The sequence below is a fragment of the Caulobacter sp. FG7 genome (assembly GCF_057808875.1).
On sequence record NZ_JBMDIW010000022.1, the window covers coordinates 58,122 to 76,887 of the forward strand.

An 18,766-nucleotide genomic window follows, 5' to 3' on the forward strand; every position below is an offset into this window, starting at 1 on the left:
CCATCGTGTCTTTTCAAACCCTATTGCGGCCGGGGCGTGGCGGGCTTGGACACAGTTGCGGCAGCGGCGCCGAACGATGGTCTGCGCCCTTCAACCTCGCCTTAAGGTCTCGCAAGTCATAGTCACGATCCAGGAGCCCCATAAAGCCCATGAGCGACCAGGTCCATTACGAGCTATTCGTGCGCCGCAAGGTCGGCGCGCAATGGACTCTGGACATGGCCACCGAGATCCGCAGCCACGCCTTGGCCCAGGCCGAGGAAGTGCTGAACTCGGGGCGCGCGGTCGCCGTGCGGGTCTCGAAAGAGACGCTGGACCCCGAAACCCGCGAATATCGCTCCATCTCGATCTTCACCAAGGGCATGGTCGACGGCGGCAAGCCGAAGAAGCCGGTGGAAGAGATGGAGCCGTTGTGCGTGCAGCCGGCCGACCTCTACACCGCCCATGCCCGCGACCGCATCGGCCGCCTGCTGGAAAGCTGGCTGCAGCGCCACAAGGCCACGCCGTTCGAGCTGCTGCACCGTCCCGACCTGGTCGAGAAGCTGGAAGCCTCCGGCACCGACCTGCAGCACGCCCTGCAGAAGATCGCCATTCCCGAGGCCGAGGCCCGGGGCATGTCGGTCCACGAGCTGATCCGCAACTTCCAGGGGCTGGTCGAGCGATCGGTCGCCAACCTGATGAAGGCCTTCAAGAAGGGCCAGCTGCCGGACCTCGACAAGGAAGGTTTCGCCAAGGCCGCCGAGCGCCTGGCCGCCGATCCCGACCGCGCCTTCCTGCTGGGGGCCGGCGTCGCCGCCTCGATCGCCCCGGCCAAGGACTGGAGCGAGAAGATCGCCCGCCTGCTCGACCTGGCCGACGCCGCGCCGGCCGAGCCCAAGGCCCGCGCCGCCGCCCTGGCCGCCATCGAGACCCCGCTGGCCGAGATCATCGGCTCCAAGGCCGGCATGGCCGACCTGCTCAACACCGCCGACGACCTGGGCGCGACCCTCGCGGCCATGACCCGCCTGGCCGGCGGGGCGCAGGTCGAAATGCTGATCAAGGTCGAGGCCAGCGTCCGCAACTGCATGCCCGAGCTGTCGGGCACGGCCAAGCGCCTGGGCCAATGGCTGTGCGGCGACAACTTCCCCACCGTCCGCGCCTCGATCGCCCGCCGGGTGCTCAAGGAGCTGAACGGCGTGCGCCGCCTCAAGCCCACCGACGCCGAGAGCGAGATCGAGCACCTGCGCGCCCTGGCGATGAGCTTGACGGCCGCCGCGGGTCGCATCCTGCCGGCCGAGGACATCACCGCAGCCTTCACCACCCGCTCCAAGACCCTGCTCAACGGCGACTTCATCGAGGCCCTGCTGGGCCGTGACCGCTCGGCCCGCGAGGAGATCGTCATGCTGATCCGCCTGGCCGAGAACGTCATGGGCGCGGTCAACAAGCGCCACGCCGCCCGCTGGCTGTCGGCCAATATCCAGGCCATGCGCTTCGAAAAGGAAATGCGCCAGGGCCCCGACAGCCCGTCGGTGAAGCTGGCCGCCCTGGCGGGGCTGCAGAAGTCGCTGACCCGTTCGGGCCTCGTGGTCGAGGACTACGGCCCGCTGTGCGCCAAGCTGGGCGAGGTCGGCGGCATGGTCGAGGCCGACGCCCGCCTGCTGTCGCTGCTGGTCCGCGCCCCAGCCCCCCTGCCCCAGCGCCTGGCCCTGCTGGCCAAGCTGGCGACGGGCGAGGCCGGCCCGACGGGACCGGTCGCCGATCGCGCCCGGCTCGAGGCCCTGAAGCTGGCCCGCGCCCCCGAAGCCCGGGAAGCGCTGGCCGCCAGCCCCGAGACCCTCGACCTGCTCAAGGGCCTGGTGCAGCAGCAACAGGCGGCCTAAGGCCCCTTTCCAAGCTTGTCTGTGACCTGACGCGTCCCCAGATCCGTGCTCCCAGAGTACGGAGCCCCCAATGGCCGTCTTCAGCGTCTTCTATCCCGCCCATGAGGGCGCGAAGTTCGATCACGACTACTACAAGGCCGTGCACATCCCGCTGGCGCAGAAGGCTTTCGGGCCCACGGGCCTCGTCGACACGCGGATCCTGCGCGGCGTGCCCGGGCCGGACGGCTCGCCGCCGCCGTTCGTGGCCATGGTGCATCTGACCTTCCGCGACGCCGCCGCGCTGCAGGCCTCGCTGGGCGGCCCCGAGGCCCCCGCCGTCCAGGCCGACGTCGCCAACTTCACCGATATCACCCCGGTTATCCAGATCAGCGTCGAGCCGTAAGGCGCCTGCAAGCTTGACCGGCGGGCGCGGGCGGCCAATCTGTCGCCCCGCTCGCGACCCGCCAGGAACTCGTCATGGCCTTCATCAGCATCGTCTACCCGGCCCGCGACGGCGCCCGCTTCGACCACGACTACTATGCGAAGACCCACATCCGCATGGTGCGCGAAGCCCTGGCGGAGACCGGCCTGCTGGACGCCCGGGTGTTTCGCGGCGTGTCGGCCCTGGACGGCGGTCCGGCCCCGTTCGTGGCGATGGCGCACCTGACCTTCCGCGACGAGGCGGCCATGCGCGCCTGCCTGGAAAGCCCCGTCGCGCCGAGCCTGCACGCCGACGTGGCCAACTTCACCGACATCGCGCCGGTGATCGAGATCTACGCAGCGGGTTAGGGAGATCATCCACCCCAGTTGCCTCCCTCGCCCTTGTGGCGAGGGCCCATGCCGGCGACCGCTCAGACCTTGGCCATGCGCGAAAGGTTTGAGCAGGCTGAACCATGGATCCTAGGCACAAGGCCTAGGAGGGCGAAGCTGTTGTTAGTCGAGGTTGTTGAGCGTGTAGCCCGACGGGGGGCTCGCGGCGCTGTTCGCGCCGCTCCTTCAGCAGCCGAAGGAGGATGCGCTCTGCGCGGCGGATTCGCTGCTCGTACGTCTTGGACATTCTGCTTCTCCTAAAAGAACGCGGCGTCATCACGACGCTGCATACTCCCAGGTGTGCCGACACTATTTCGACTTGGCTAGCGCCCCTCAAACACCCAACGCCCTCGCCAGCGCCTCGACCACCCGGTCGGGGTCCTCGTCGGCCATCCCCGGATAGAGCGGCAGAGTCAGGCAGCGGCCATACCAGGCGTCGGCGCCGGGCAGGTCGGCCAGGCCATACCGGTTCACATAGTAGGGCTGGCGGTGCACCGGGATGTAGTGGACCTGCGTGCCGACGCCTTGCGCCTTCAGGCTTTCGACCACCGCCGCGCGGGTGGTCATGGCGGCCTCGAAGTCGATCAGCACGGTCAGCAGATGCAGGGCGGGGTCGGACCAGCTCGGACTGGCGGCCAGGCGCACCAGCGGCGACAGCGGCGCCAGCAGCGCCTGGTAGCGCGCCGTCAGCGTCCGCCGGCGCGCGACGAAGCGGTCGAGCTTGGCCAGCTGCGAGATCCCCAGGGCGCACAGCACGTCGGGGATGCGGTAGTTGAAGCCGAGCTCCGGCATCTCGTAGACCCAGGGCTCGGCCCCGGCCGGACGCACCATGCCGTGGCCGCGCAAGGATCGGGCCTTGGCCGCCAGCGCGGCGTCGTTGGTGGTCAGCATGCCGCCCTCGCCGGTGGCGAGCGTCTTGACCGGATGGAACGAGAAGCTGGCGAAGCTGGAATAGGCGCAGTCGCCGACCGGATGGGCCTCGTTTCCGAAAGTCGCGACCGAGCCCAGGGCGTGCGGCGCGTCCTCGACCAGCACCGCGCCGGCGGCGCTGGCCATGGCCTTCAGCGCCGGCAGATCGCAGACGTCGCCGCGCAGATGCACCGGCAGCACGGCCCGTACCCGGCGGTCGCCCGCACGCGCCAGGGCGTCGGCCAGGGTGTCTGGGGTCATCAGGCCGCTGTCGGGATCAACGTCCGCGAACACCACCTCGGCCCCGGCGTAGCGTGCGCAGTTGGCGGTGGCCAGGAAAGTCACGGACGGGGCGATGCAGACGTCGCCTTCGCCGATCCCCAGCGCCATCATGGCCAGGTGCAGGGTCGCCGTGCCGTTGGAGACGGCGATGGCGTGCTGCGCCCCGACCTTGGCCTTGAAGGCCGTCTCGAAGGCCTCGACGGTCGGACCCGTGGTCAGGAAGTCGGCGCGCAGAGCTTCGGCGACAGCCGCGATGTCGTCGTCCTCGATCGTCTGCCGACCGTAGGGGAGGAAGCCGCTCATCGCGCGGCCTTCTCCTCCAGCATGGCCAGCAGGCCTTCGGGGCTCAGCCAGTCGTGGTTGTTGTCGCTGCTGTAGGAGAAGTCCTCGGCGACGGGCTTGGCGCCATCGGCCTCGGAATAGGGCTCACGGCCGAACTCGGCGAAGTTGGGCTCGATGGCGAAGCGGTCGTCGAATTCGACGGTCGAGCGGGCGTCGTCGGCGCTGATCATGATCTCGTGCAGCTTCTCGCCGGGGCGAATGCCGATGACCTTGACGCCCGCCGCCGGCGACATGGCCTTCACCAGGTCGGGCATGGCCATGGACGGGATCTTGGGCACGAAGATCTCGCCGCCGCGCATCAGGTTCAGCGACGACAGCACGAAGTCGACGCCCTCGTTCAGCGTGATCCAGAAGCGGGTCATGCGCGGATCGGTGATCGGCAGCTCGGTCGCGCCCTGGTCCAGCAGGCGGCGATAGAGCGGCACGACGCTGCCGCGCGAGCCCACGACGTTGCCGTAGCGCACGACGCAGAACCGCGTGCCGATGTCGCCCGACAGGTTGTTGGCCGCCACGAAGGTCTTGTCCGACGCCAGCTTGGTCGCACCGTAGAGGTTGGTCGGGTTGCAGGCCTTGTCGGTCGACAGGGCCACGACCTGCTTCACGTGGTTGTTGAGGCTGGCCCAGACCACGTTCTCGGCGCCCAGCACGTTGGTGTGGATGCACTCCGAAGGATTGTATTCGGCCGCCGGCACCTGCTTGAGCGCCGCGGCGTGGATGACGATGTCGACGCCGCGCAGGGCCAGGGTCAGCCGCTCGCGGTCACGGACGTCGCCCAGGAAGAAGCGCAGCTTGGCGAAGTCGGCCTCGTCGAACTGCTCGCGCAGCTCCAGCTGCATGTCGCTCTGCTTCAGCTCGTCGCGCGAATAGATGATGACCTTGCGCGGGCTCGACCGCTTGAGCACCGTCTCGATGAACCGGCGTCCGAACGAGCCGGTGCCGCCGGTGACCAGGATCACCTTGCCGTCAAGGTCGAGGGATTGCGGTGAAAAGCGTCCCAAGATCAGTCTCCTCGCACCCGCCGCGCGCGCGCATCTGACGCACGGGGAATCTAGGTTAACGCGTTTGTGCGGCGCCAGACGTAAAGAGGACGTCAACCACGACGGGTTATGCGGAAGGCCATGCGCCGCACCCTCGCCCTCCTCGCCGCCGTCCTGACGCTCGCCGGTCTTTGCGCCTCGCCCGCCCTGGCCAGCGGCGGCGAAGCCAAGAAGGAGGCGCCGCCGACCTATTTCGCCCTGCCGACCATCACCGCCACGGCCATTCGCCGCGACGGCCGCAAGGGCGTGATGACCCTGGAAACCGGCATCGAGGCCAAGGATCCCAAGGTCATGGAGCACGCCCAGGCCTCGACCCCGCGCCTGCGCGCGGCCTTCGCCCAGGTGCTGATGACCTACGCCTCGGGCCTGCGCCGGGGCGCCGTTCCCGACCTCGACTATGTCGGCGCCGAGATGCAGAAGGCGACCGATCGCGTGCTGGGCAAGAAGGGAGCCAAGGTGCTGCTCGGCTCGGCGATGGTGAACTAGCCCGCCGACTTCGTCTTGCGCCGCGCCCGGAAGAACCCGCGCAGCAGGTCGGCGCTTTCCTGCGCCATCACCCCGCCCGTCGTCTCCGGCCGCCAGTGACAGGTGGGCTGGGCGAAGAACTTCGGGCCGTGGACCACCGCCCCGCCCTTGGGATCATCCGCGCCCCAGACCACCCGGCCGATGCGCGCGTGGCTGATCGCACCAGCGCACATGGCGCAAGGCTCCAGCGTCACCACCAGGGTCAGGTCCGTCAGCCGGTAGTTTTCCAGCTTCGCCGCCGCCAGTCGCATGGCCGCGATCTCGGCGTGGGCCGTGGGATCATGCGCCGCGATCGGACCGTTGCCCGCGCGCGCGATCACCTCGCCGGTTCGGGGATCCAGGATCACCGCCCCCACCGGCGTCTCTCCGCGCTCAGCGGCCCCGCGGGCCTCGTCGAGGGCCAGGGCCATGGCGTCTTCGTCGGTCATCCGCGGCCCCTTTCCTCTAGCAGTCTCACCCTTGCGCCCAGACCGGCGCCCCGCGCCTTGGCGACCAGGCGGGCGTCGGCGGTTATCATGACCGCATCGCGCTGCTCGGCGAGGGCGAGATAGGCCGCGTCATAGGCGGTCACGCCATGGCGCGCCGAAAGCTCGAAGGCGCGCTCGGCCAGATCGGCCATCGGCTGGAACTCGGCGACGATCTCGCCGAGCGCCGAAACCGCGCGCCGGGCCATGGCCTCGTCAAAGCCGTCGGCCCGCACCCGCCGGCCCGCAATGCTGGCCATTTCAACCCACAACAGATCCGGTGCGATCAGCCGAACCTCGGACAAGGCCAGGGCCTGGGCGGCGCTGGACCCCGCTTCCAGAAAGAAGAGCTTCGCCGCCACCGAGGCGTCGAGCACGATCTCAGCGGCCATCGCGGTCCTCGCGGTCCTCGCGCACCAGGAAGACGCTATCGGCCGCGCCTTCGGGCGCCGTCTGGGCCAGCGCCGCGAACAGCGCCCGCCGTCGCTCCAGGGCCAGTTCGTTGAGCAGGGCCGCGATGACCACCGGGCGGGCCTGGCCGGTTTCCGCGATGCGACGGTCGATCATCTGCGTCGCGGCGGGCGACAGGGCGGCAGGCGCGGGCAGCCCAGGATCGTCGCGCAGAAAGGGAGCCGCCCCCTCGGCCAGGCCCCGTGCGCCGTCGCGGAGAAAGGTGACCCGCTGGCCGGCGAGATCCAGCGCACTGGTCTTCCAGCCGGCGTCCAGCCAGGCGGCGGCGTGGCTGTGACCGGCGCGCGTGTTCGACCACCACGCCTGATGGGCGCGCGCGGAGTGCGGCAGACCGAACCCCAGCAGGGCCTCTATCTCATCGAACTCCAACCGCAACGCCTCGACGTCGAAGCAGCCTTCGAGGTGACGTTTCAGCGCTTCGTACTTCATGCCGGACCTCATATACTCTTATATACTATTATATCAGTTTCTGCGCGACAAGGTCGCCTTGATCGCCCCGTCGTTCGGCGCCATGAGCTTTCTTCAACGCCCATCGTGAGATGCGCCCCTCCCATCGAAGGACCAAGGACATGACCGACAAGTACCAGCCCGCCCTGCACGACGCCGTCGAGCACGATCCGGACGCCGAGGGCGGCGAGCGCGTCGCCAAGGCCCTGGCCCGCGCGGGCGTGGCCTCGCGTCGCGAGGTCGAGCGGCTGATCGAGGCCGGAAAGGTCGTGCTGAACGGCCAGGTGCTGACCACCCCGGCCGTGCGGGTGTTCCCGGGCGACCTGCTGGTCGTCGACGGCAAGCTGGTCGAGGATCGCCAGCCGACCCGCCTGTTCCGCTATCACAAGCCAACCGGCCTGGTGACCACCCACAACGACCCTGGCGGCCGCCCCACCGTGTTCGGCGCCCTGCCCAACGGCCTGCCGCGGTTGATCTCGGTCGGCCGCCTCGACCTCAACTCCGAGGGCCTGCTGCTGCTGACCAACGACGGCGAACTGTCGCGCGCCCTGGAGATGCCGCAGAACGCCTGGACCCGCCGCTATCGCGCCCGCGCCTTCGGCCACGCCACCCAGGAGACGCTCGACAAGCTGAAGGACGGCACGACCATCGAGGGCGTCCGCTACGGCCCGATCGAGGCCCGCCTCGACAAGGCCCAGGACAAGGCCGGCGGCGGCCGCAACGTCTGGATCACGGTCACCCTGTCGGAAGGCAAGAACCGCGAGGTCCGCAAGGTGCTGGAGTCGGTGGGCCTGAAGGTCAACCGCCTGATCCGCCTGTCCTACGGCCCGTTCGCCCTGGGCACGCTGCAGGCCGGCCAGGTCGAGGAAGTCGGCCCGCGGGTGATCCGCGAACTGCTGGCCGGCGTCATCGCCGACGAGAACATGCCCACGGGCGACAAGCCGCTGTTCGTCGGCGTCGCCGATCCGCTCTATGCCCCCGGCGTAGCCAAGGACGGCGAGCGCCTGCGTGGTGGCGAGATCCAGCGCCGCGCCCCCACGGGCCGCGCCCCGCAGATCGCCACGCCCAAGGTCGAGGAGCCCAAGAAGGTCTACAAGGCCGGCTGGGCCAAGGCCAAGATCCGCACCGACGGCCACAAGGCCAAGACCCACAAGCCCAAGTCGATCGACACCAAGTTCGTCACCGAGGCCCCCGGGCGCGGCAAGGGCCCCGCCAAGCCGGGCGCGAAGGGCGCCGGGCCCAAGGGCGCGGCCGGCAAGTCGGGCGCCCGCCCCGCCGGCAAGAGCGCCCCGCAAGGCGCCACGCGCGGCAATGTCGCCCCGGCGCGTTCCGGCAAGCCGGCCGGCTTCAAGGGTCCGCGTCCGACCGGCGGCAAGCCCGCCCCGCGCGGTCCCAAGCGGTAGCGTCTAGCGTTTGTCCGCCAGCCGCTCGGCCAGGGTGCGGGTGCGGCGCACGACGGTGACCAGGGTTCCGACCGCGATCACCGCCAGACCGGCGGCCAGCACCTCGCCCCGGCCGCGCCACAGCGGCTCGAAGGCGGCGATCGCGCAGGTCGCCGTCAGGGCGGCCATGCGGTGCGGCTTGGCCATCGGGCCGGAGAAGTCGGCGGGGAAGCCAAGGCCTCGGCCCAGCTCGCGGACATAGGCCGTCAGCATGGCCAGCGCCGCGCAGATCCAGCCCAGGGCCGGACCGCCGGAAAAGCCCGCGCTCATGGCGCCATAACCGGCCCCGGCCAGGAACAGCACGTCGGCGACCCGGTCGGGCAGCTCGTTCCAGATCGGGCCGTAGGGACTGGAGCGTCCGTGCTCGACCGCCACCATGCCGTCGAGCAGGTTGCAGGCCAGCCGCAGCTGCACGCAGGTCGCTCCCAGCACCAGGCACAGTGAGCGCCAGCCGTCCTCGACCCCGCCGCTGGCCGCCAGCAGGGCGCCGCCAAGCACCGCAAAGGCGAGTCCCAGGCCCGAGATCACGTCGGCGCTGACGCCCTTGCCGGCGATGGCGGCGGCCAGGCGCGCGGCCCAGGCCGCGCCGCGCGTCTTCAACGGCCGGCGATTGCTCAGGTCGGGGGCGGCTCTCTCTGGAGCATCGGTCATGGCGCGGTCTTCCTCCGGTCGGCGACCAGGCGGGCGTTGTAGGCGATCGCGTAGAGCGTCGACATCGTCCAGGGAAAGGCGATCGTCGCCAGAAGTTCCGGCGTGCCGATCAGGCGATGGACGATAGCCAGGGTCGCCAGGATGGCGCTGGCGGTGATCGCCGGCGGCAGGACCAAGGCGACGAGCCCCGAAAACCGCCCGTCCAGACGCTCCAGCGTCTTCTTCAGCAGCGCCGTCAGCCCGGCCGACAGCAAGCCCTGAGCGATCGCCGGCCCCCACACCAGGCCATGGGCGTGGTTGGCCCACAGGGTCCAGCCGCCCATCAGCAGGAAGCCGAAGGCGGCGTGGACCAGGCTGGAGCGCAGCAGGCGCGACATCGACGCAAACTCCCCGGCTCGTAACCGTCGGCAACTAGGCTATACCGGGAGTAGTGCGAACGGGAGCGTCCATGGATTTCGTCGGCGACCTGACCGGGCACGCAAGCCGCTTCCTGGCGATGCAGCCGAGGCCCCTGCTGGCGGGCCTGGCCGGCGTGGTGGTCCTGCTGGGCGCAGCCAGCGCCATCGCCGCCGTGCTGCCGCGCCTGAAACCCGGCAAGTCGTACGAGGAGCTGCGCCTGCGCATCGTCTCCTGGTGGGGCATGGTGGCGCTGCTGGCCGGGGCGCTGCTGCTGGGCTGGCAGGCGACCACCGCCGTCTTCGCCCTCATCTCGTTCCTGGCCCTGCGTGAGTTCCTGTCGCTGGCGGTGCGCCGACGCGAGGACCGGCCGGCGATCCTCGCGGCCTATCTGTGCCTGCTGGCCGCCTACGGCTTCATCTTCGCCGACCGCTACATGTTCTACCTGGTGTTCATCCCCGTGTGGGTGTTCTTAGGGTTGCCCGCCCTGATGGCCCTGCTCGGCCAGACCAAGGGCTACCTGGCCAGCGCGGCGACCTTCCACTGGGGCCTGGTCACCTGCGTCTACAACCTCGGCTTCGTCGCCTTCCTGATGCGCGTGCCGGCGAGCGACCACCTGCCGGCCGGGGCCGCGGGCCTGGTGTTCTTCCTGTTGCTGGCCACCGAGTTCAACGACGTCGCCCAGTATGTCTGGGGCAAGCTGTTTGGTCGTCGCAAGATCCTGCCCACCGTCAGCCCCAACAAGACCTGGGAGGGGTTCCTCGGCGGCTGGATCACCACCGCCGCCCTGATCTGGTTCGTCGGCCCGGTGTTCACGCCGCTGTCTGGGCACGGCCTGGCCATCGTCGCCTTCGTGCTGCCCGCCGCGGGCTTCGCCGGCGACGTGACCATGAGCGCCATCAAGCGCGACATCGGCGTCAAGGACACCTCGCACGCCATCCCCGGCCACGGCGGGGTGCTGGACCGCGCCGACAGCCTGACTTTCACCGCGCCGCTCTACTTCCACCTGCTGGCGCTGTTCGCGCTGGACCGGTTCTGATCTAGTCACCCCGTGCGTCTGCTCCGCTTCCTCCTGCTGCTCCTCGTCGCCCGGCCGCTGGCGGTGCTGATGACCGGCGCCGACGTCTCCGGCCGCGAGCGCCTGCCGCTGAAGGGCCCGGCGATCATCGCCGCCAACCACGCCAGTCACGTCGACACCCTGCTGATGCTGTCGATCTTCCCGTCGCGGGCGGTGTCGAAGCTGCGGCCGGCGGCGGCGGCCGACTATTTCCTGCGCGACCCGGTGATCGGCTGGTTCTCGCGCCATGTGATCGGCATCGTGCCGGTGGCCCGCAGCAAGGCCGGCCGTCGCGCCGCCTCTGGCCAGACCGAGGACGTCCTGGCCCCGGCCCGCGCCGCCCTGGCGGCGGGCGAGATCGTACTGGTCTTTCCCGAAGGCACGCGCGGCGACGGCGCCACCGACGCCATGGGCCAGCTCAAGGGCGGCGTGGCGCGCCTGGCCGAGGCCTTTCCCGACGCGCCCGTGATCCCGGTGTGGATCCAGGGTGCGGGCCGGGTGCTGCCCAAGGGCGCCAGCGTGCCGGTGCCGCTGAACTGCGCCGTTCTGGTGGGCGAACCGGTGGCCTGGACCGGCCGCCGAGGCCCGTTCATGGACGCCCTGCGCGAGGCGATGCTGGCCCTGAAGGAACAGGCGCCGCCGCTGCGCTGGTCTGACGAGCCCTAGAAGCGCGAGGTCTAGGCTGGCGCCACCCCGGCCCAGCGCGACAGGCGCGGCGTGCGGGCCACCAGTTCGGCCAGGCCGACATAGATGCCCAGCATCACCGCGCAGATCGGCAGCACCTCCCAGCGGAAGGGATGCGGCGGCTCAGGCGCCAGGCTCATCGGCTGCAGGAACAGCACGATGACGATGTTGTTGGCCGCATGGGCGCCGACCGCGAACTCGATCCCGCCCAGCCGCAGGGTGGCCCAGGCGAGGCCGATGCCCAGCACCGCCCGCACCAGGAAGGCGTCGGGATTGGGGTCGAAGTGGATAGTCGAGAAGGCCGCGCCGTTGACCAGCAGGATCAGCCACACCCTCGACGTAAAGGCGCCGGTCAGCTTGATGAGCCAGCCGCGGAACACCAGTTCCTCGGCCGCGGCGGCCAGCAGCAGCAGGCCGACGGCGCCGGCCGCATGGACGAGACGGCCGTCGAGGGTGGAGGTCAGGGTCAGGATCGGCATGGGCGGCGCGTGCGGGTCGAGACGCGCGCTGGCCGCCAGCAGCGGCCCGACGGTCACGGCGAACAGGAAAAGGCCCAGCAGCGTCAGCCGCCAGCGATAGACCGGCGCGCTGGTCAGGTAGCTGCGCAGGCGGCGCTCGTGCAGCAGGGCCGCGACGCCGGTGAAGGCCACGGCCATGCCGCCGTTGGTGGCCGTCAGCAGGCACAGCACGAACAGCAGGGTGATCAGGTCGAGGGCGGCGGCGTTCGGGTTGGTCAGCGACTTGAACAGCGCCGCGGCCTGGTCGAAGCCGCCGTCCAGCAGGCCGGTGAACAGGGCCATGACGAAGACGCCGCCGATCACGGCGGCCAGGATCGCCGCCACGAAACCGACCGGCAGGCTCAGCAGGATGCGCCCGATGCGCCGGTCAGCCGGCGTCAGGTCGTCCAGAAACGCCGAACGTCTCACGTCCTCGAACACGGCCCCAATCCCACACAGCACCCGCCTCCTCGCTAATCGGCCGCGAGGCGAAGGAAAAGAGCTTTCGAGCAAAGTCGGCCCACGACTTGCCGTCACGCGGCAATGACGGCACACATCGGCGGTTGTCGATGGGGGTTTCATGAGCAAGACCGAGCACGAGGCGCAAGATCGCCACCTGCACCGCCTGGTGCTGTTTTCCGACGCGGTCTTCGCGATCGCCATCACCCTGCTGGCCATCGAGATCCACCCGCCCGAGCACTGGCATGGCGTGGCCGACCTGTTCGGCCAGATGGGCCACAAGCTGTGGGCCTATGCCGTCAGCTTCGCGGTCATCGGCGTCTACTGGATCAGCCACCGGCGGATCTTCGCCCGCCTGCGCGCCGCCAACGGCGTGCTCGACGTGCTGAACCTCATCGTGCTGGGCCTGATCGCCATGCTTCCCCTGGCCACCGAACTCCTGTGGGAGCACGCCTCGGGCGAGGCCACTCTCGTCTATGTCGGCCTGGTGGCGGCGATCGGCGTCGCCATGTCGGTCGTCTGGGGCTATGCGGCTTTCGCCGGCGAGCTGGCCGGCCGCGTCCATCGCGGCGAGGCCCTGTTCACCCTGGCCCGCACGGCCGTCGCTCCCGGCCTGATGTGCGGCCTGATCCTGTTCAGCCTGAACCACATCTGGGGCCTGATCCCGCTGGCCGCCGCCATCGCCGCCTTCGTGGCCGGGGGCCGCTTCATGCGCCGCCGCGCGGAGGCCGGCGCCGTGGAGACCCCCGAGGAGGCCGCGGCCTGATGCGCATCGTCTCGGGCCAGTATCGCGGCAAGGCCATCGCCACCCCGCCGGGCGACGCCACCCGCCCCACCTCCGACCGCGCTCGCCAGGCCGTGTTCAACATCCTCGAACACGCCGCCTGGGCGCCGGAGCTGCATGGCGCCCGGGTGATCGACGTGTTCGCGGGATCCGGCGCCCTGGGCCTCGAGGCGATCTCGCGCGGGGCGGTCAACTGCCTGTTCGTCGAGACCAACGAGGCCGCGCGCGGGGCGATCCGCCAGAACATCGACGCCTTCGGCCTGTTCGGCCAGACCCGCGTGCACCGCCGCGACGCCACCGACCTGGGTCCGCGCCCCGCCAGCGCCGGCGCGGCCTTCGACATCGCCTTCCTCGACCCGCCCTACGCCAAGGGCCTGGGCGAGAAGGCCCTGGCCGAACTGGTCGCCGGCGGCTGGCTGGCCCCGAACGCGATCGTGGTGTTCGAGCGCGGCGTCGGCGAGCCCGACCCGGTGCTAGACGCCTTCGAGACCCTGGACGCCCGCGACTACGGCGCGGCCCGGGTGCTGTTCCTGCGGCTGCTGTAGCCGCGCGCCCGTCATTCTCGCCCTTGTGGCAGGGACATCCACCGCTACCGGCAACGCGCCAAGGGGCGGATGGATTTGATGTCGGTTATGGGGTGAGAAGCCGCCCAAAGAAACCCTCTCTCTAAGAGAGAGGGTCGAGAAGCGCCGCCAAGGGTCGTGAACCGAATTTGATTTGGCCAACCAATCCGGACCGTCAAATCGCCGTCGCAAGCGAGTGTCTGTCTCTGTCAACACCCGCCACAAGGGCGGGAATGACGGGAGAAAAAGAGAGCTCTACGGCTGCTTGCCCGGCCAGACCAGGAAGCCGTATTCGTCGCGGCCGGCCGAGGTCCAGGTCGCATAGCCGTAACCGCCCTGGGGCTGCGGCGGATAGGCGCTGTACCCGCCGCTGTCGTAGCGGCTTTCGCGGCTGTATTCGTAGCCCTCTTCCTGGCGCGAATAGCCCTGGACGGCGCCGCCCGCGGCATAGCCGCCCTGGGCATAACCCCCTTGGGCATAGGCCGGCGGCGCGTAGGCCGGGCCGTCGTCATGACGACGGCTGTAGCGGTCGGGCGCGTAATCCGGCTGCTGCGGCGGAGGCGGCGGCAGATAGGCCTGGGGCGGCGGCGCGGCGTGGTCGTCGACCCGCAGCGGCGGACGGCCATAGCTCCAGCGATCGAAGTCGCTCCAGCCGCGCTCGCCGTCGTCGCACTCGACCCGCTCCCAGCGATAGGCGCCGCCGGGACCGGTGACGCGTCGGTTCACGCATTCGCCCGGCCGGGTGTCGGGCGGCAGGATCTCGGGATCGACCGGCAGGTTCGAACGATCGGGCGGACCGCCGGCCAGGCCGTAGCGATCGGCGGCGAGAACCGGCGAGGCCAGGGCGATCCCGGCGGCGAAAGCGAGAAGGACGAGTTGGCGCATGGGGGATACTCCAGGCCGCCAGTAGACCAGAGCCCGGCGAGCCGCGCGCGCTCTTTCGCCATGAAGGCGAGCTTAACCATTGTTCGACGTGGCTTTTCCCCGCCGCCGTCCTCGCCTAGAGTGACTTCAAACAATTGTTCGACACGGATGGGGCCATGGCGATCGAGGCGGTGATCTGGGATTTCGGCGGCGTGTTCACCACCTCGCCCTTCGAGGCCTTCCGCCGCTACGAGGCGCGCAACGACCTGCCGACCGACTTCATCCGCGGCGTCAACGCTGTCGATCCCGACACCAACGCCTGGGCTCGGTTCGAGCGGGCGCAGATCGATGCGGCGACCTTCGACGAACTGTTCCTGGAGGAGTCCACGCGCCTGGGTCACGCCGTGCCGGGTCGCGACGTGCTGCCCCTGCTGTCAGGCGAGATCCGCCCCCGGATGGTGGCCGCGCTGAAGGCCTGCAAGGCGCGTTTCAAGGTGGGCTGCATCACCAACAACGTACCGGGCGCGGGTCATGGCGCGGGCATGGCGTCCTCCGCTGAGAAAGCCGCGGCGGTGGCCGACATCATGGCCCAGTTCGACGCCCTGATCGAAAGCTCCAAGGCCGGGGTGCGCAAGCCCGACCCGCGTATCTACCAGATGATGTGCGACCTGCTGGGCGTGGCGCCGGGATCCTGCGTCTACCTCGACGACCTGGGGGTCAACTGCAAGCCGGCGGCGGCCTTAGGCATGGTCGCCATCAAGGTCTCCAGCGAGGATCAGGCGCTGGCGGAGCTTGCGGCCGCCACCGGATTGTCGTTCTGAAGGGGCCGGAAGCTTCAGGAGCCGCCCCATGACCGCCCCCGCCAAGATCGGCGCCGCCGCCGCCCTCGCCCAACTCGCCGGCTGGACCGCCGCCGAGGGCAAGGACGCCATCGAGAAGACCTTCCGTTTCGCCGACTTCAACGCCGCCTTCGGCTTCATGACTCGCGTGGCCATCGAGGCCGACAAGCGAGACCATCATCCCGAATGGTTCAACGTCTACAACCGCGTCGAGGTGACCCTGACCACCCACGACTGCGACGGCGTCAGCGAGCGCGACGTGCAGCTGGCGACGTTCATGGACGCGATCGCGGGCGGATAGCCTGAGGCCGCACTCTCCCCCTTCCCCTCCCCCCGCATCCAGTTCAAACTATCGTTTGAATTACAGGGAGGACGCCGAATGGCGCAGACCACGGGCCGGGTCGCCGGCAAGAAGGCCTTCATCACCGGCGCGGCCCAGGGCCTGGGCGCGGCGGCGGCGCGCAAGCTGGCCTCGGAAGGCGCCAAGGTCGCCCTGGCCGACATCAATGTCGACGGGGCCAGGGCCGTGGCGGCCGAGATCAACGCCGCCCACGGCGCCGGCACGGCCTTCGCCTACGCCCTCGACGTGACCCAGGAAGACCAGTGGATCGCGGCGCTGGAAGCGGCGGCCGCCGACATGGGAGGCCTCTCGGTTCTGGTCAACAACGCAGGCGTCGCCGGCGACAAGCCGCTGGAGCAGATGGAGTTCGACCTCTGGAAGAAGATCATGTCGATCAATGTCGACAGCGTCTTCCTGGGGGCCAAGCACGCCCTGACCCACATGCGCGCCCACCAGCCCGGCTCGATCGTCAACATCAGCTCGATCGCCGGCCTGATCGCCAACCACAACTCGCCGGCCTACAACGCCTCCAAGGCCGGGGTCTGGCTGCTGTCCAAGAACATCGCGCTCTACTGCGCCAAGCTCGGGCTCGACATCCGTTCGAACTCGATCCACCCGACCTTCATCGACACCCCCATACTCGATCCCCTGAGCCAGCGCCTGGGCAAGGACGAAGCCCACGCCAAGCTGGGCCGGCAGATCCCGCTGGGCCACATCGGCGAGCCCGACGACATCGCCAATGCGGTGCTCTACCTGGCCAGCGACGAGAGCAAGTTCATGACCGGCGCCGAGCTGAAGCTCGACGGCGGGATTTCGGCGATGTGATGAGGAGACCCTCTCCCTGTGGGAGAGGCGTCCGCGAAGCGGACGGAGAGGGGAGTCACTCGGACGTCCAGCGTCGCGAAAGCTGAAAACGTCCCCCCTCCGGCCCTCCGGGCCACCTCCCCCAGAGGGGGAGGATTTAGTCAGCAAGATGCTCCCCTTCTGGGGGAGCTGTACCGGAGCGACTGAGGGGGGCTTAGCGCGGCGCCCGTTTGGCCAGGATCCGCTGAAGCGTCCGGCGGTGCATGTTGAGGCGGCGGGCGGTCTCGGAGACGTTGTGGCCGCACATCTCGTAGACCCGCTGGATATGCTCCCAGCGCACGCGGTCGGCGCTCATCGGGTTTTCCGGCGGGGCCGGGGCGGCGTCCTTGGCGGCCAGCAGGGCGCGGGCCACGTCGTCGGCGTCGGCCGGCTTGGAGAGGTAGTCGACCACCCCGGCCTTCACCGCCGCCACCGCCGTGGCGATGTTGCCATAGCCGGTAAGCATGATGATCTTGGCGTCGGCGCGGGCGTCGCGCACAGCCTCGACGACCTTCAGGCCCGAGCCGTCCTCCAGCCGCATGTCGAGCACGGCATGGGCCGGCGCCTGGGACTTCAGCGAACCGATCGCCTCGGCCACCGAGGCGCACAGGGTCACCTCGAAGCCACGCTGTTCCAAAGCTCGACCAAGACGGGTGCGCAGGGGCGCATCGTCGTCGAGCAGAAGCAAGGACTTGTCCGGCAGGGCCGCGACCAGTTCTCCGATATCCGCCATCAACTCAGCGCCTCCCCGCGCCATTACTCAACCGGGTGTCGTATCGCCATCATGTCTAGAACTTGCAAAACTTCGCAAGTCTTTCGTACTAAACTCCGATGAAGCCGGGAGCTTCCATCGCCGGGCGTGGCCAACGGGCCGCGACCACCGCGCCGCCGCGACGGCCGTTCCTGAAATCCACGGCCGCGCCAGTCCGTTCCAGGAGGGTCTTGGCGATGAAGAAGCCAAGGCCCATGCCGATGTGGCCGGTGCGCGAGCCCTCCGCCCCAGGACGCGAGGTCACATAGGGCTCGCCCAGCTTGGCCAGCACCTCGGGCGAGAAGCCGGGACCGTCGTCGCGCACCTCGATCAGGATCGAGCGCGGATCGAACCGGGCCACGACGATCACCTCGGAGCGGGCGAAGTCGACGGCGTTCTCGACGATCGAGGTCAGGGCGTGGATCACCTCGGCCCGCCGCCAGACGTCGGGGGCCGATTCGCCGGAAGGCCCGTTGACCACGGCCTCGACCCGCACGCCGTGGATCATGTGCGGCTCGATGATCTCGTGCACCAGCTGGACCAGGCTCATGCGCTCGTGGACGGCGTCCTGGGCCTCGGGCATCTCGGTCAGGCGCTGCAGGATCTCGCGGCAGCGGGCGGCCTGGCCGATCAGCAGCTCGGCGTCCTCGCGGGTCTGCTCGTCGGGGGCGCCGCGCGCCATCTCGCGGGCGACGACCGAGATGGTGGCCAGGGGGGTGCCCAGTTCGTGCGCCGCCGCCGCCGCCAGGGCGCCCAGGGCCGACAGCCGCTGCTCGCGGGCCAGCACGGTCTCGGTGACGTTGAGGGCCAGCTCCATGCGGGCCGACTCCGTCGCCGCCTGCCAGGCATAGAGGCCGGTGACGACGATGCCCAGGATCCTCGCCGCGACGATGCCGGCCAGCAGCGAGGCCTCGGGCCTGGGCGGCGGCACGCCGACGACGACCGGCAAGGGCATGTAGAGGAAGGCCAGCACGACGGTGGCGATCACCGCCAGCACCCCCAGGCCCAGGGCGTAGCGCGCCGGCAGGGTGGCGGCCGCCAGGGTCACCGGCGCGATCAGCAGCAGCGAAAACGGATTGTAGACCCCGCCGGTCAGGTACAGCATCCCCGACAGCTGCAGGATGTCGAAGGCGATCTGGGCGGTAGCCTCGACGTCGCGCGCCAGGCGCTGGCCGGTCGAGGCCAGGCCGATCAGCACGTTCAGCCAGGCCGACAGGGCGATCAGCGAGAAGCACAGGGCGTAGGGAATCTGCCGGTCGAGCACCAGGCCGCAGAACAGCACCGTCACCGACTGGCCGGCCACCGTCAGCCAGCGTTGGGCGATCAATGTTCGAACACGAAGCCGTCCCTGGCGCAGCCCAGGGCCCGCCCAGGACCAGTCGTCGCTGTCTTGCGCACCTGCGCCGTCGGGCCTATCGAGCCCGTCGGGTAATGGTTTCTTCGGCGCGTCCTTGAACGAAGCGTCGGCCATGAC

General features: G+C 69.8%; 23 protein-coding genes. 12 read left to right on the plus strand and 11 right to left on the minus strand.

Annotated elements, in window-relative coordinates; translation table 11 throughout:
• The first annotated feature begins 149 nt into the window (after positions 1 to 149).
• The 3 genes from ACODR1_RS17815 to ACODR1_RS17825 all read left to right on the plus strand — a co-directional run bounded on the left by ACODR1_RS17815 (position 150) and on the right by ACODR1_RS17825 (position 2,624).
• A complete protein-coding gene (locus ACODR1_RS17815; RefSeq protein ID WP_488881651.1) occupies positions 150 to 1,856 on the plus strand; it encodes a hypothetical protein in 1,707 nt (568 codons plus the stop codon).
• 70 nt (positions 1,857 to 1,926) lie between these two features.
• Positions 1,927 to 2,238 (plus strand): EthD family reductase, encoded by a 312-nt coding sequence (locus ACODR1_RS17820; protein WP_116567721.1) that lies wholly within the window; start codon positions 1,927 to 1,929, stop codon positions 2,236 to 2,238.
• Between the two features lie 74 nt (positions 2,239 to 2,312).
• The gene (locus ACODR1_RS17825; protein WP_488881652.1) at positions 2,313 to 2,624 is read left to right on the plus strand and encodes an EthD family reductase; all 312 of its coding nucleotides are present in this window, start codon (positions 2,313 to 2,315) and stop codon (positions 2,622 to 2,624) included.
• Between the two features lie 354 nt (positions 2,625 to 2,978).
• On the opposite strand, the gene pseC is transcribed toward ACODR1_RS17825, so the two are convergent.
• Complete coding sequence (pseC, locus tag ACODR1_RS17830; RefSeq protein WP_488881653.1) at positions 2,979 to 4,139, minus strand: UDP-4-amino-4,6-dideoxy-N-acetyl-beta-L-altrosamine transaminase; 1,161 nt, start codon at positions 4,137 to 4,139, stop codon at positions 2,979 to 2,981.
• On the minus strand, positions 4,136 to 5,176 hold the full coding sequence (pseB, locus tag ACODR1_RS17835) for a UDP-N-acetylglucosamine 4,6-dehydratase (inverting) (protein WP_488881654.1): 1,041 nt from the start codon (positions 5,174 to 5,176) through the stop codon (positions 4,136 to 4,138). The genes pseC and pseB overlap by 4 nt, the downstream gene beginning before the upstream one ends.
• Positions 5,177 to 5,296: 120 nt before the next feature.
• On the opposite strand from pseB, the gene ACODR1_RS17840 reads away from it, so the two are divergent.
• Entirely contained in the window at positions 5,297 to 5,701 is a 405-nt protein-coding gene (locus ACODR1_RS17840; protein WP_244286787.1) for a hypothetical protein, read from the plus strand.
• On the opposite strand, the gene ACODR1_RS17845 is transcribed toward ACODR1_RS17840, so the two are convergent.
• The 3 genes from ACODR1_RS17845 to ACODR1_RS17855 are packed head-to-tail and all read right to left on the minus strand — an operon-like array spanning position 5,698 to position 7,104.
• Complete coding sequence (locus ACODR1_RS17845) at positions 5,698 to 6,168, minus strand: nucleoside deaminase (RefSeq protein ID WP_488881655.1); 471 nt, start codon at positions 6,166 to 6,168, stop codon at positions 5,698 to 5,700. The genes ACODR1_RS17840 and ACODR1_RS17845 overlap by 4 nt on opposite strands.
• Positions 6,165 to 6,596, minus strand: a complete 432-nt coding sequence (locus ACODR1_RS17850) for a type II toxin-antitoxin system VapC family toxin (RefSeq protein WP_488881656.1) — start codon at positions 6,594 to 6,596, stop codon at positions 6,165 to 6,167. The genes ACODR1_RS17845 and ACODR1_RS17850 overlap by 4 nt, the downstream gene beginning before the upstream one ends.
• The gene (locus tag ACODR1_RS17855; RefSeq protein WP_488881657.1) at positions 6,586 to 7,104 is read right to left on the minus strand and encodes a DUF7662 domain-containing protein; all 519 of its coding nucleotides are present in this window, start codon (positions 7,102 to 7,104) and stop codon (positions 6,586 to 6,588) included. Before ACODR1_RS17855 ends, ACODR1_RS17850 begins: the two co-directional genes overlap by 11 nt.
• Positions 7,105 to 7,244: 140 nt before the next feature.
• Between ACODR1_RS17855 and ACODR1_RS17860 the strand changes: the two genes are divergently transcribed.
• Positions 7,245 to 8,525 (plus strand): pseudouridine synthase, encoded by a 1,281-nt coding sequence (locus ACODR1_RS17860; protein ID WP_488881658.1) that lies wholly within the window; start codon positions 7,245 to 7,247, stop codon positions 8,523 to 8,525.
• Positions 8,526 to 8,528: 3 nt separating this feature from the next.
• Here ACODR1_RS17860 and ACODR1_RS17865 read toward each other — a convergent pair whose 3' ends face one another.
• Positions 8,529 to 9,215: a CDP-alcohol phosphatidyltransferase family protein gene (locus ACODR1_RS17865; protein ID WP_488881659.1), complete on the minus strand. Its 687-nt coding sequence runs from the start codon at positions 9,213 to 9,215 to the stop codon at positions 8,529 to 8,531.
• The gene (locus tag ACODR1_RS17870; RefSeq protein WP_488881660.1) at positions 9,212 to 9,592 is read right to left on the minus strand and encodes a hypothetical protein; all 381 of its coding nucleotides are present in this window, start codon (positions 9,590 to 9,592) and stop codon (positions 9,212 to 9,214) included. The genes ACODR1_RS17865 and ACODR1_RS17870 overlap by 4 nt, the downstream gene beginning before the upstream one ends.
• 71 nt (positions 9,593 to 9,663) lie before the next feature.
• Between ACODR1_RS17870 and ACODR1_RS17875 the strand changes: the two genes are divergently transcribed.
• Both ACODR1_RS17875 and ACODR1_RS17880 read left to right on the plus strand, forming a co-directional pair.
• Positions 9,664 to 10,650, plus strand: coding sequence for a phosphatidate cytidylyltransferase (locus ACODR1_RS17875; RefSeq protein WP_488881661.1), 987 nt, complete (start codon positions 9,664 to 9,666; stop codon positions 10,648 to 10,650).
• A 12-nt stretch (positions 10,651 to 10,662) separates the two neighbouring features.
• Positions 10,663 to 11,334 carry a lysophospholipid acyltransferase family protein gene (locus ACODR1_RS17880; protein WP_488881662.1) on the plus strand — a complete coding sequence of 224 codons (672 nt, stop codon included), beginning with the start codon at positions 10,663 to 10,665 and terminating at the stop codon, positions 11,332 to 11,334.
• A gap of 11 nt (positions 11,335 to 11,345) precedes the next feature.
• Here ACODR1_RS17880 and ACODR1_RS17885 read toward each other — a convergent pair whose 3' ends face one another.
• Positions 11,346 to 12,290 (minus strand): CPBP family intramembrane glutamic endopeptidase, encoded by a 945-nt coding sequence (locus ACODR1_RS17885; RefSeq protein ID WP_488881663.1) that lies wholly within the window; start codon positions 12,288 to 12,290, stop codon positions 11,346 to 11,348.
• 139 nt (positions 12,291 to 12,429) lie between these two features.
• Here ACODR1_RS17885 and ACODR1_RS17890 point away from each other — a divergent pair, with 139 nt between their 5' ends.
• Both ACODR1_RS17890 and rsmD read left to right on the plus strand, forming a co-directional pair.
• Positions 12,430 to 13,074, plus strand: coding sequence for a TMEM175 family protein (locus tag ACODR1_RS17890; protein ID WP_488881664.1), 645 nt, complete (start codon positions 12,430 to 12,432; stop codon positions 13,072 to 13,074).
• The gene (rsmD, locus tag ACODR1_RS17895) at positions 13,074 to 13,637 is read left to right on the plus strand and encodes a 16S rRNA (guanine(966)-N(2))-methyltransferase RsmD (protein WP_116567700.1); all 564 of its coding nucleotides are present in this window, start codon (positions 13,074 to 13,076) and stop codon (positions 13,635 to 13,637) included. The genes ACODR1_RS17890 and rsmD overlap by 1 nt, the downstream gene beginning before the upstream one ends.
• Positions 13,638 to 13,910: 273 nt before the next feature.
• On the opposite strand, the gene ACODR1_RS17900 is transcribed toward rsmD, so the two are convergent.
• Positions 13,911 to 14,540, minus strand: a complete 630-nt coding sequence (locus ACODR1_RS17900; protein WP_488881665.1) for a hypothetical protein — start codon at positions 14,538 to 14,540, stop codon at positions 13,911 to 13,913.
• A gap of 155 nt (positions 14,541 to 14,695) precedes the next feature.
• Between ACODR1_RS17900 and ACODR1_RS17905 the strand changes: the two genes are divergently transcribed.
• From ACODR1_RS17905 to ACODR1_RS17915, 3 genes are all read left to right on the plus strand, one after another.
• Complete coding sequence (locus tag ACODR1_RS17905; RefSeq protein ID WP_488881666.1) at positions 14,696 to 15,340, plus strand: HAD-IA family hydrolase; 645 nt, start codon at positions 14,696 to 14,698, stop codon at positions 15,338 to 15,340.
• A 28-nt stretch (positions 15,341 to 15,368) separates the two neighbouring features.
• On the plus strand, positions 15,369 to 15,659 hold the full coding sequence (locus tag ACODR1_RS17910; RefSeq protein ID WP_488881667.1) for a 4a-hydroxytetrahydrobiopterin dehydratase: 291 nt from the start codon (positions 15,369 to 15,371) through the stop codon (positions 15,657 to 15,659).
• Between the two features lie 78 nt (positions 15,660 to 15,737).
• A complete protein-coding gene (locus ACODR1_RS17915) occupies positions 15,738 to 16,523 on the plus strand; it encodes an SDR family oxidoreductase (protein WP_488881668.1) in 786 nt (261 codons plus the stop codon).
• 193 nt (positions 16,524 to 16,716) lie between these two features.
• On the opposite strand, the gene spdR is transcribed toward ACODR1_RS17915, so the two are convergent.
• Entirely contained in the window at positions 16,717 to 17,274 is a 558-nt protein-coding gene (spdR, locus tag ACODR1_RS17920) for a stationary phase response regulator transcription factor SpdR (protein ID WP_058348705.1), read from the minus strand.
• Positions 17,275 to 17,362: 88 nt separating this feature from the next.
• On the minus strand, positions 17,363 to 18,763 hold the full coding sequence (locus tag ACODR1_RS17925; RefSeq protein ID WP_488881669.1) for an ActS/PrrB/RegB family redox-sensitive histidine kinase: 1,401 nt from the start codon (positions 18,761 to 18,763) through the stop codon (positions 17,363 to 17,365).
• Positions 18,764 to 18,766: the final 3 nt, after the last annotated feature.

Excerpts from the sequence above, each read along its gene's own strand:
- ACODR1_RS17850 (WP_488881656.1), bottom strand. The coding sequence starts at position 6,596 with ATGGCCGCTGAGATCGTGCTCGACGCCTCGGTGGCGGCGAAGCTCTTC.
- ACODR1_RS17890 (WP_488881664.1), top strand. The coding sequence starts at position 12,430 with ATGAGCAAGACCGAGCACGAGGCGCAAGATCGCCACCTGCACCGCCTG.
- ACODR1_RS17910 (WP_488881667.1), top strand. The coding sequence starts at position 15,369 with ATGACCGCCCCCGCCAAGATCGGCGCCGCCGCCGCCCTCGCCCAACTC.
- ACODR1_RS17900 (WP_488881665.1), bottom strand. The coding sequence starts at position 14,540 with ATGCGCCAACTCGTCCTTCTCGCTTTCGCCGCCGGGATCGCCCTGGCC.
- ACODR1_RS17870 (WP_488881660.1), bottom strand. The coding sequence starts at position 9,592 with ATGTCGCGCCTGCTGCGCTCCAGCCTGGTCCACGCCGCCTTCGGCTTC.
- ACODR1_RS17865 (WP_488881659.1), bottom strand. The coding sequence starts at position 9,215 with ATGACCGATGCTCCAGAGAGAGCCGCCCCCGACCTGAGCAATCGCCGG.
- pseC (WP_488881653.1), bottom strand. The coding sequence starts at position 4,139 with ATGAGCGGCTTCCTCCCCTACGGTCGGCAGACGATCGAGGACGACGAC.
- rsmD (WP_116567700.1), top strand. The coding sequence starts at position 13,074 with ATGCGCATCGTCTCGGGCCAGTATCGCGGCAAGGCCATCGCCACCCCG.
- ACODR1_RS17840 (WP_244286787.1), top strand. The coding sequence starts at position 5,297 with ATGCGCCGCACCCTCGCCCTCCTCGCCGCCGTCCTGACGCTCGCCGGT.
- ACODR1_RS17905 (WP_488881666.1), top strand. The coding sequence starts at position 14,696 with ATGGCGATCGAGGCGGTGATCTGGGATTTCGGCGGCGTGTTCACCACC.
- ACODR1_RS17915 (WP_488881668.1), top strand. The coding sequence starts at position 15,738 with ATGGCGCAGACCACGGGCCGGGTCGCCGGCAAGAAGGCCTTCATCACC.
- ACODR1_RS17860 (WP_488881658.1), top strand. The coding sequence starts at position 7,245 with ATGACCGACAAGTACCAGCCCGCCCTGCACGACGCCGTCGAGCACGAT.
- ACODR1_RS17820 (WP_116567721.1), top strand. The coding sequence starts at position 1,927 with ATGGCCGTCTTCAGCGTCTTCTATCCCGCCCATGAGGGCGCGAAGTTC.
- ACODR1_RS17875 (WP_488881661.1), top strand. The coding sequence starts at position 9,664 with ATGGATTTCGTCGGCGACCTGACCGGGCACGCAAGCCGCTTCCTGGCG.
- ACODR1_RS17825 (WP_488881652.1), top strand. The coding sequence starts at position 2,313 with ATGGCCTTCATCAGCATCGTCTACCCGGCCCGCGACGGCGCCCGCTTC.
- ACODR1_RS17845 (WP_488881655.1), bottom strand. The coding sequence starts at position 6,168 with ATGACCGACGAAGACGCCATGGCCCTGGCCCTCGACGAGGCCCGCGGG.
- ACODR1_RS17855 (WP_488881657.1), bottom strand. The coding sequence starts at position 7,104 with ATGAAGTACGAAGCGCTGAAACGTCACCTCGAAGGCTGCTTCGACGTC.
- ACODR1_RS17815 (WP_488881651.1), top strand. The coding sequence starts at position 150 with ATGAGCGACCAGGTCCATTACGAGCTATTCGTGCGCCGCAAGGTCGGC.
- spdR (WP_058348705.1), bottom strand. The coding sequence starts at position 17,274 with ATGGCGGATATCGGAGAACTGGTCGCGGCCCTGCCGGACAAGTCCTTG.
- ACODR1_RS17925 (WP_488881669.1), bottom strand. The coding sequence starts at position 18,763 with ATGGCCGACGCTTCGTTCAAGGACGCGCCGAAGAAACCATTACCCGAC.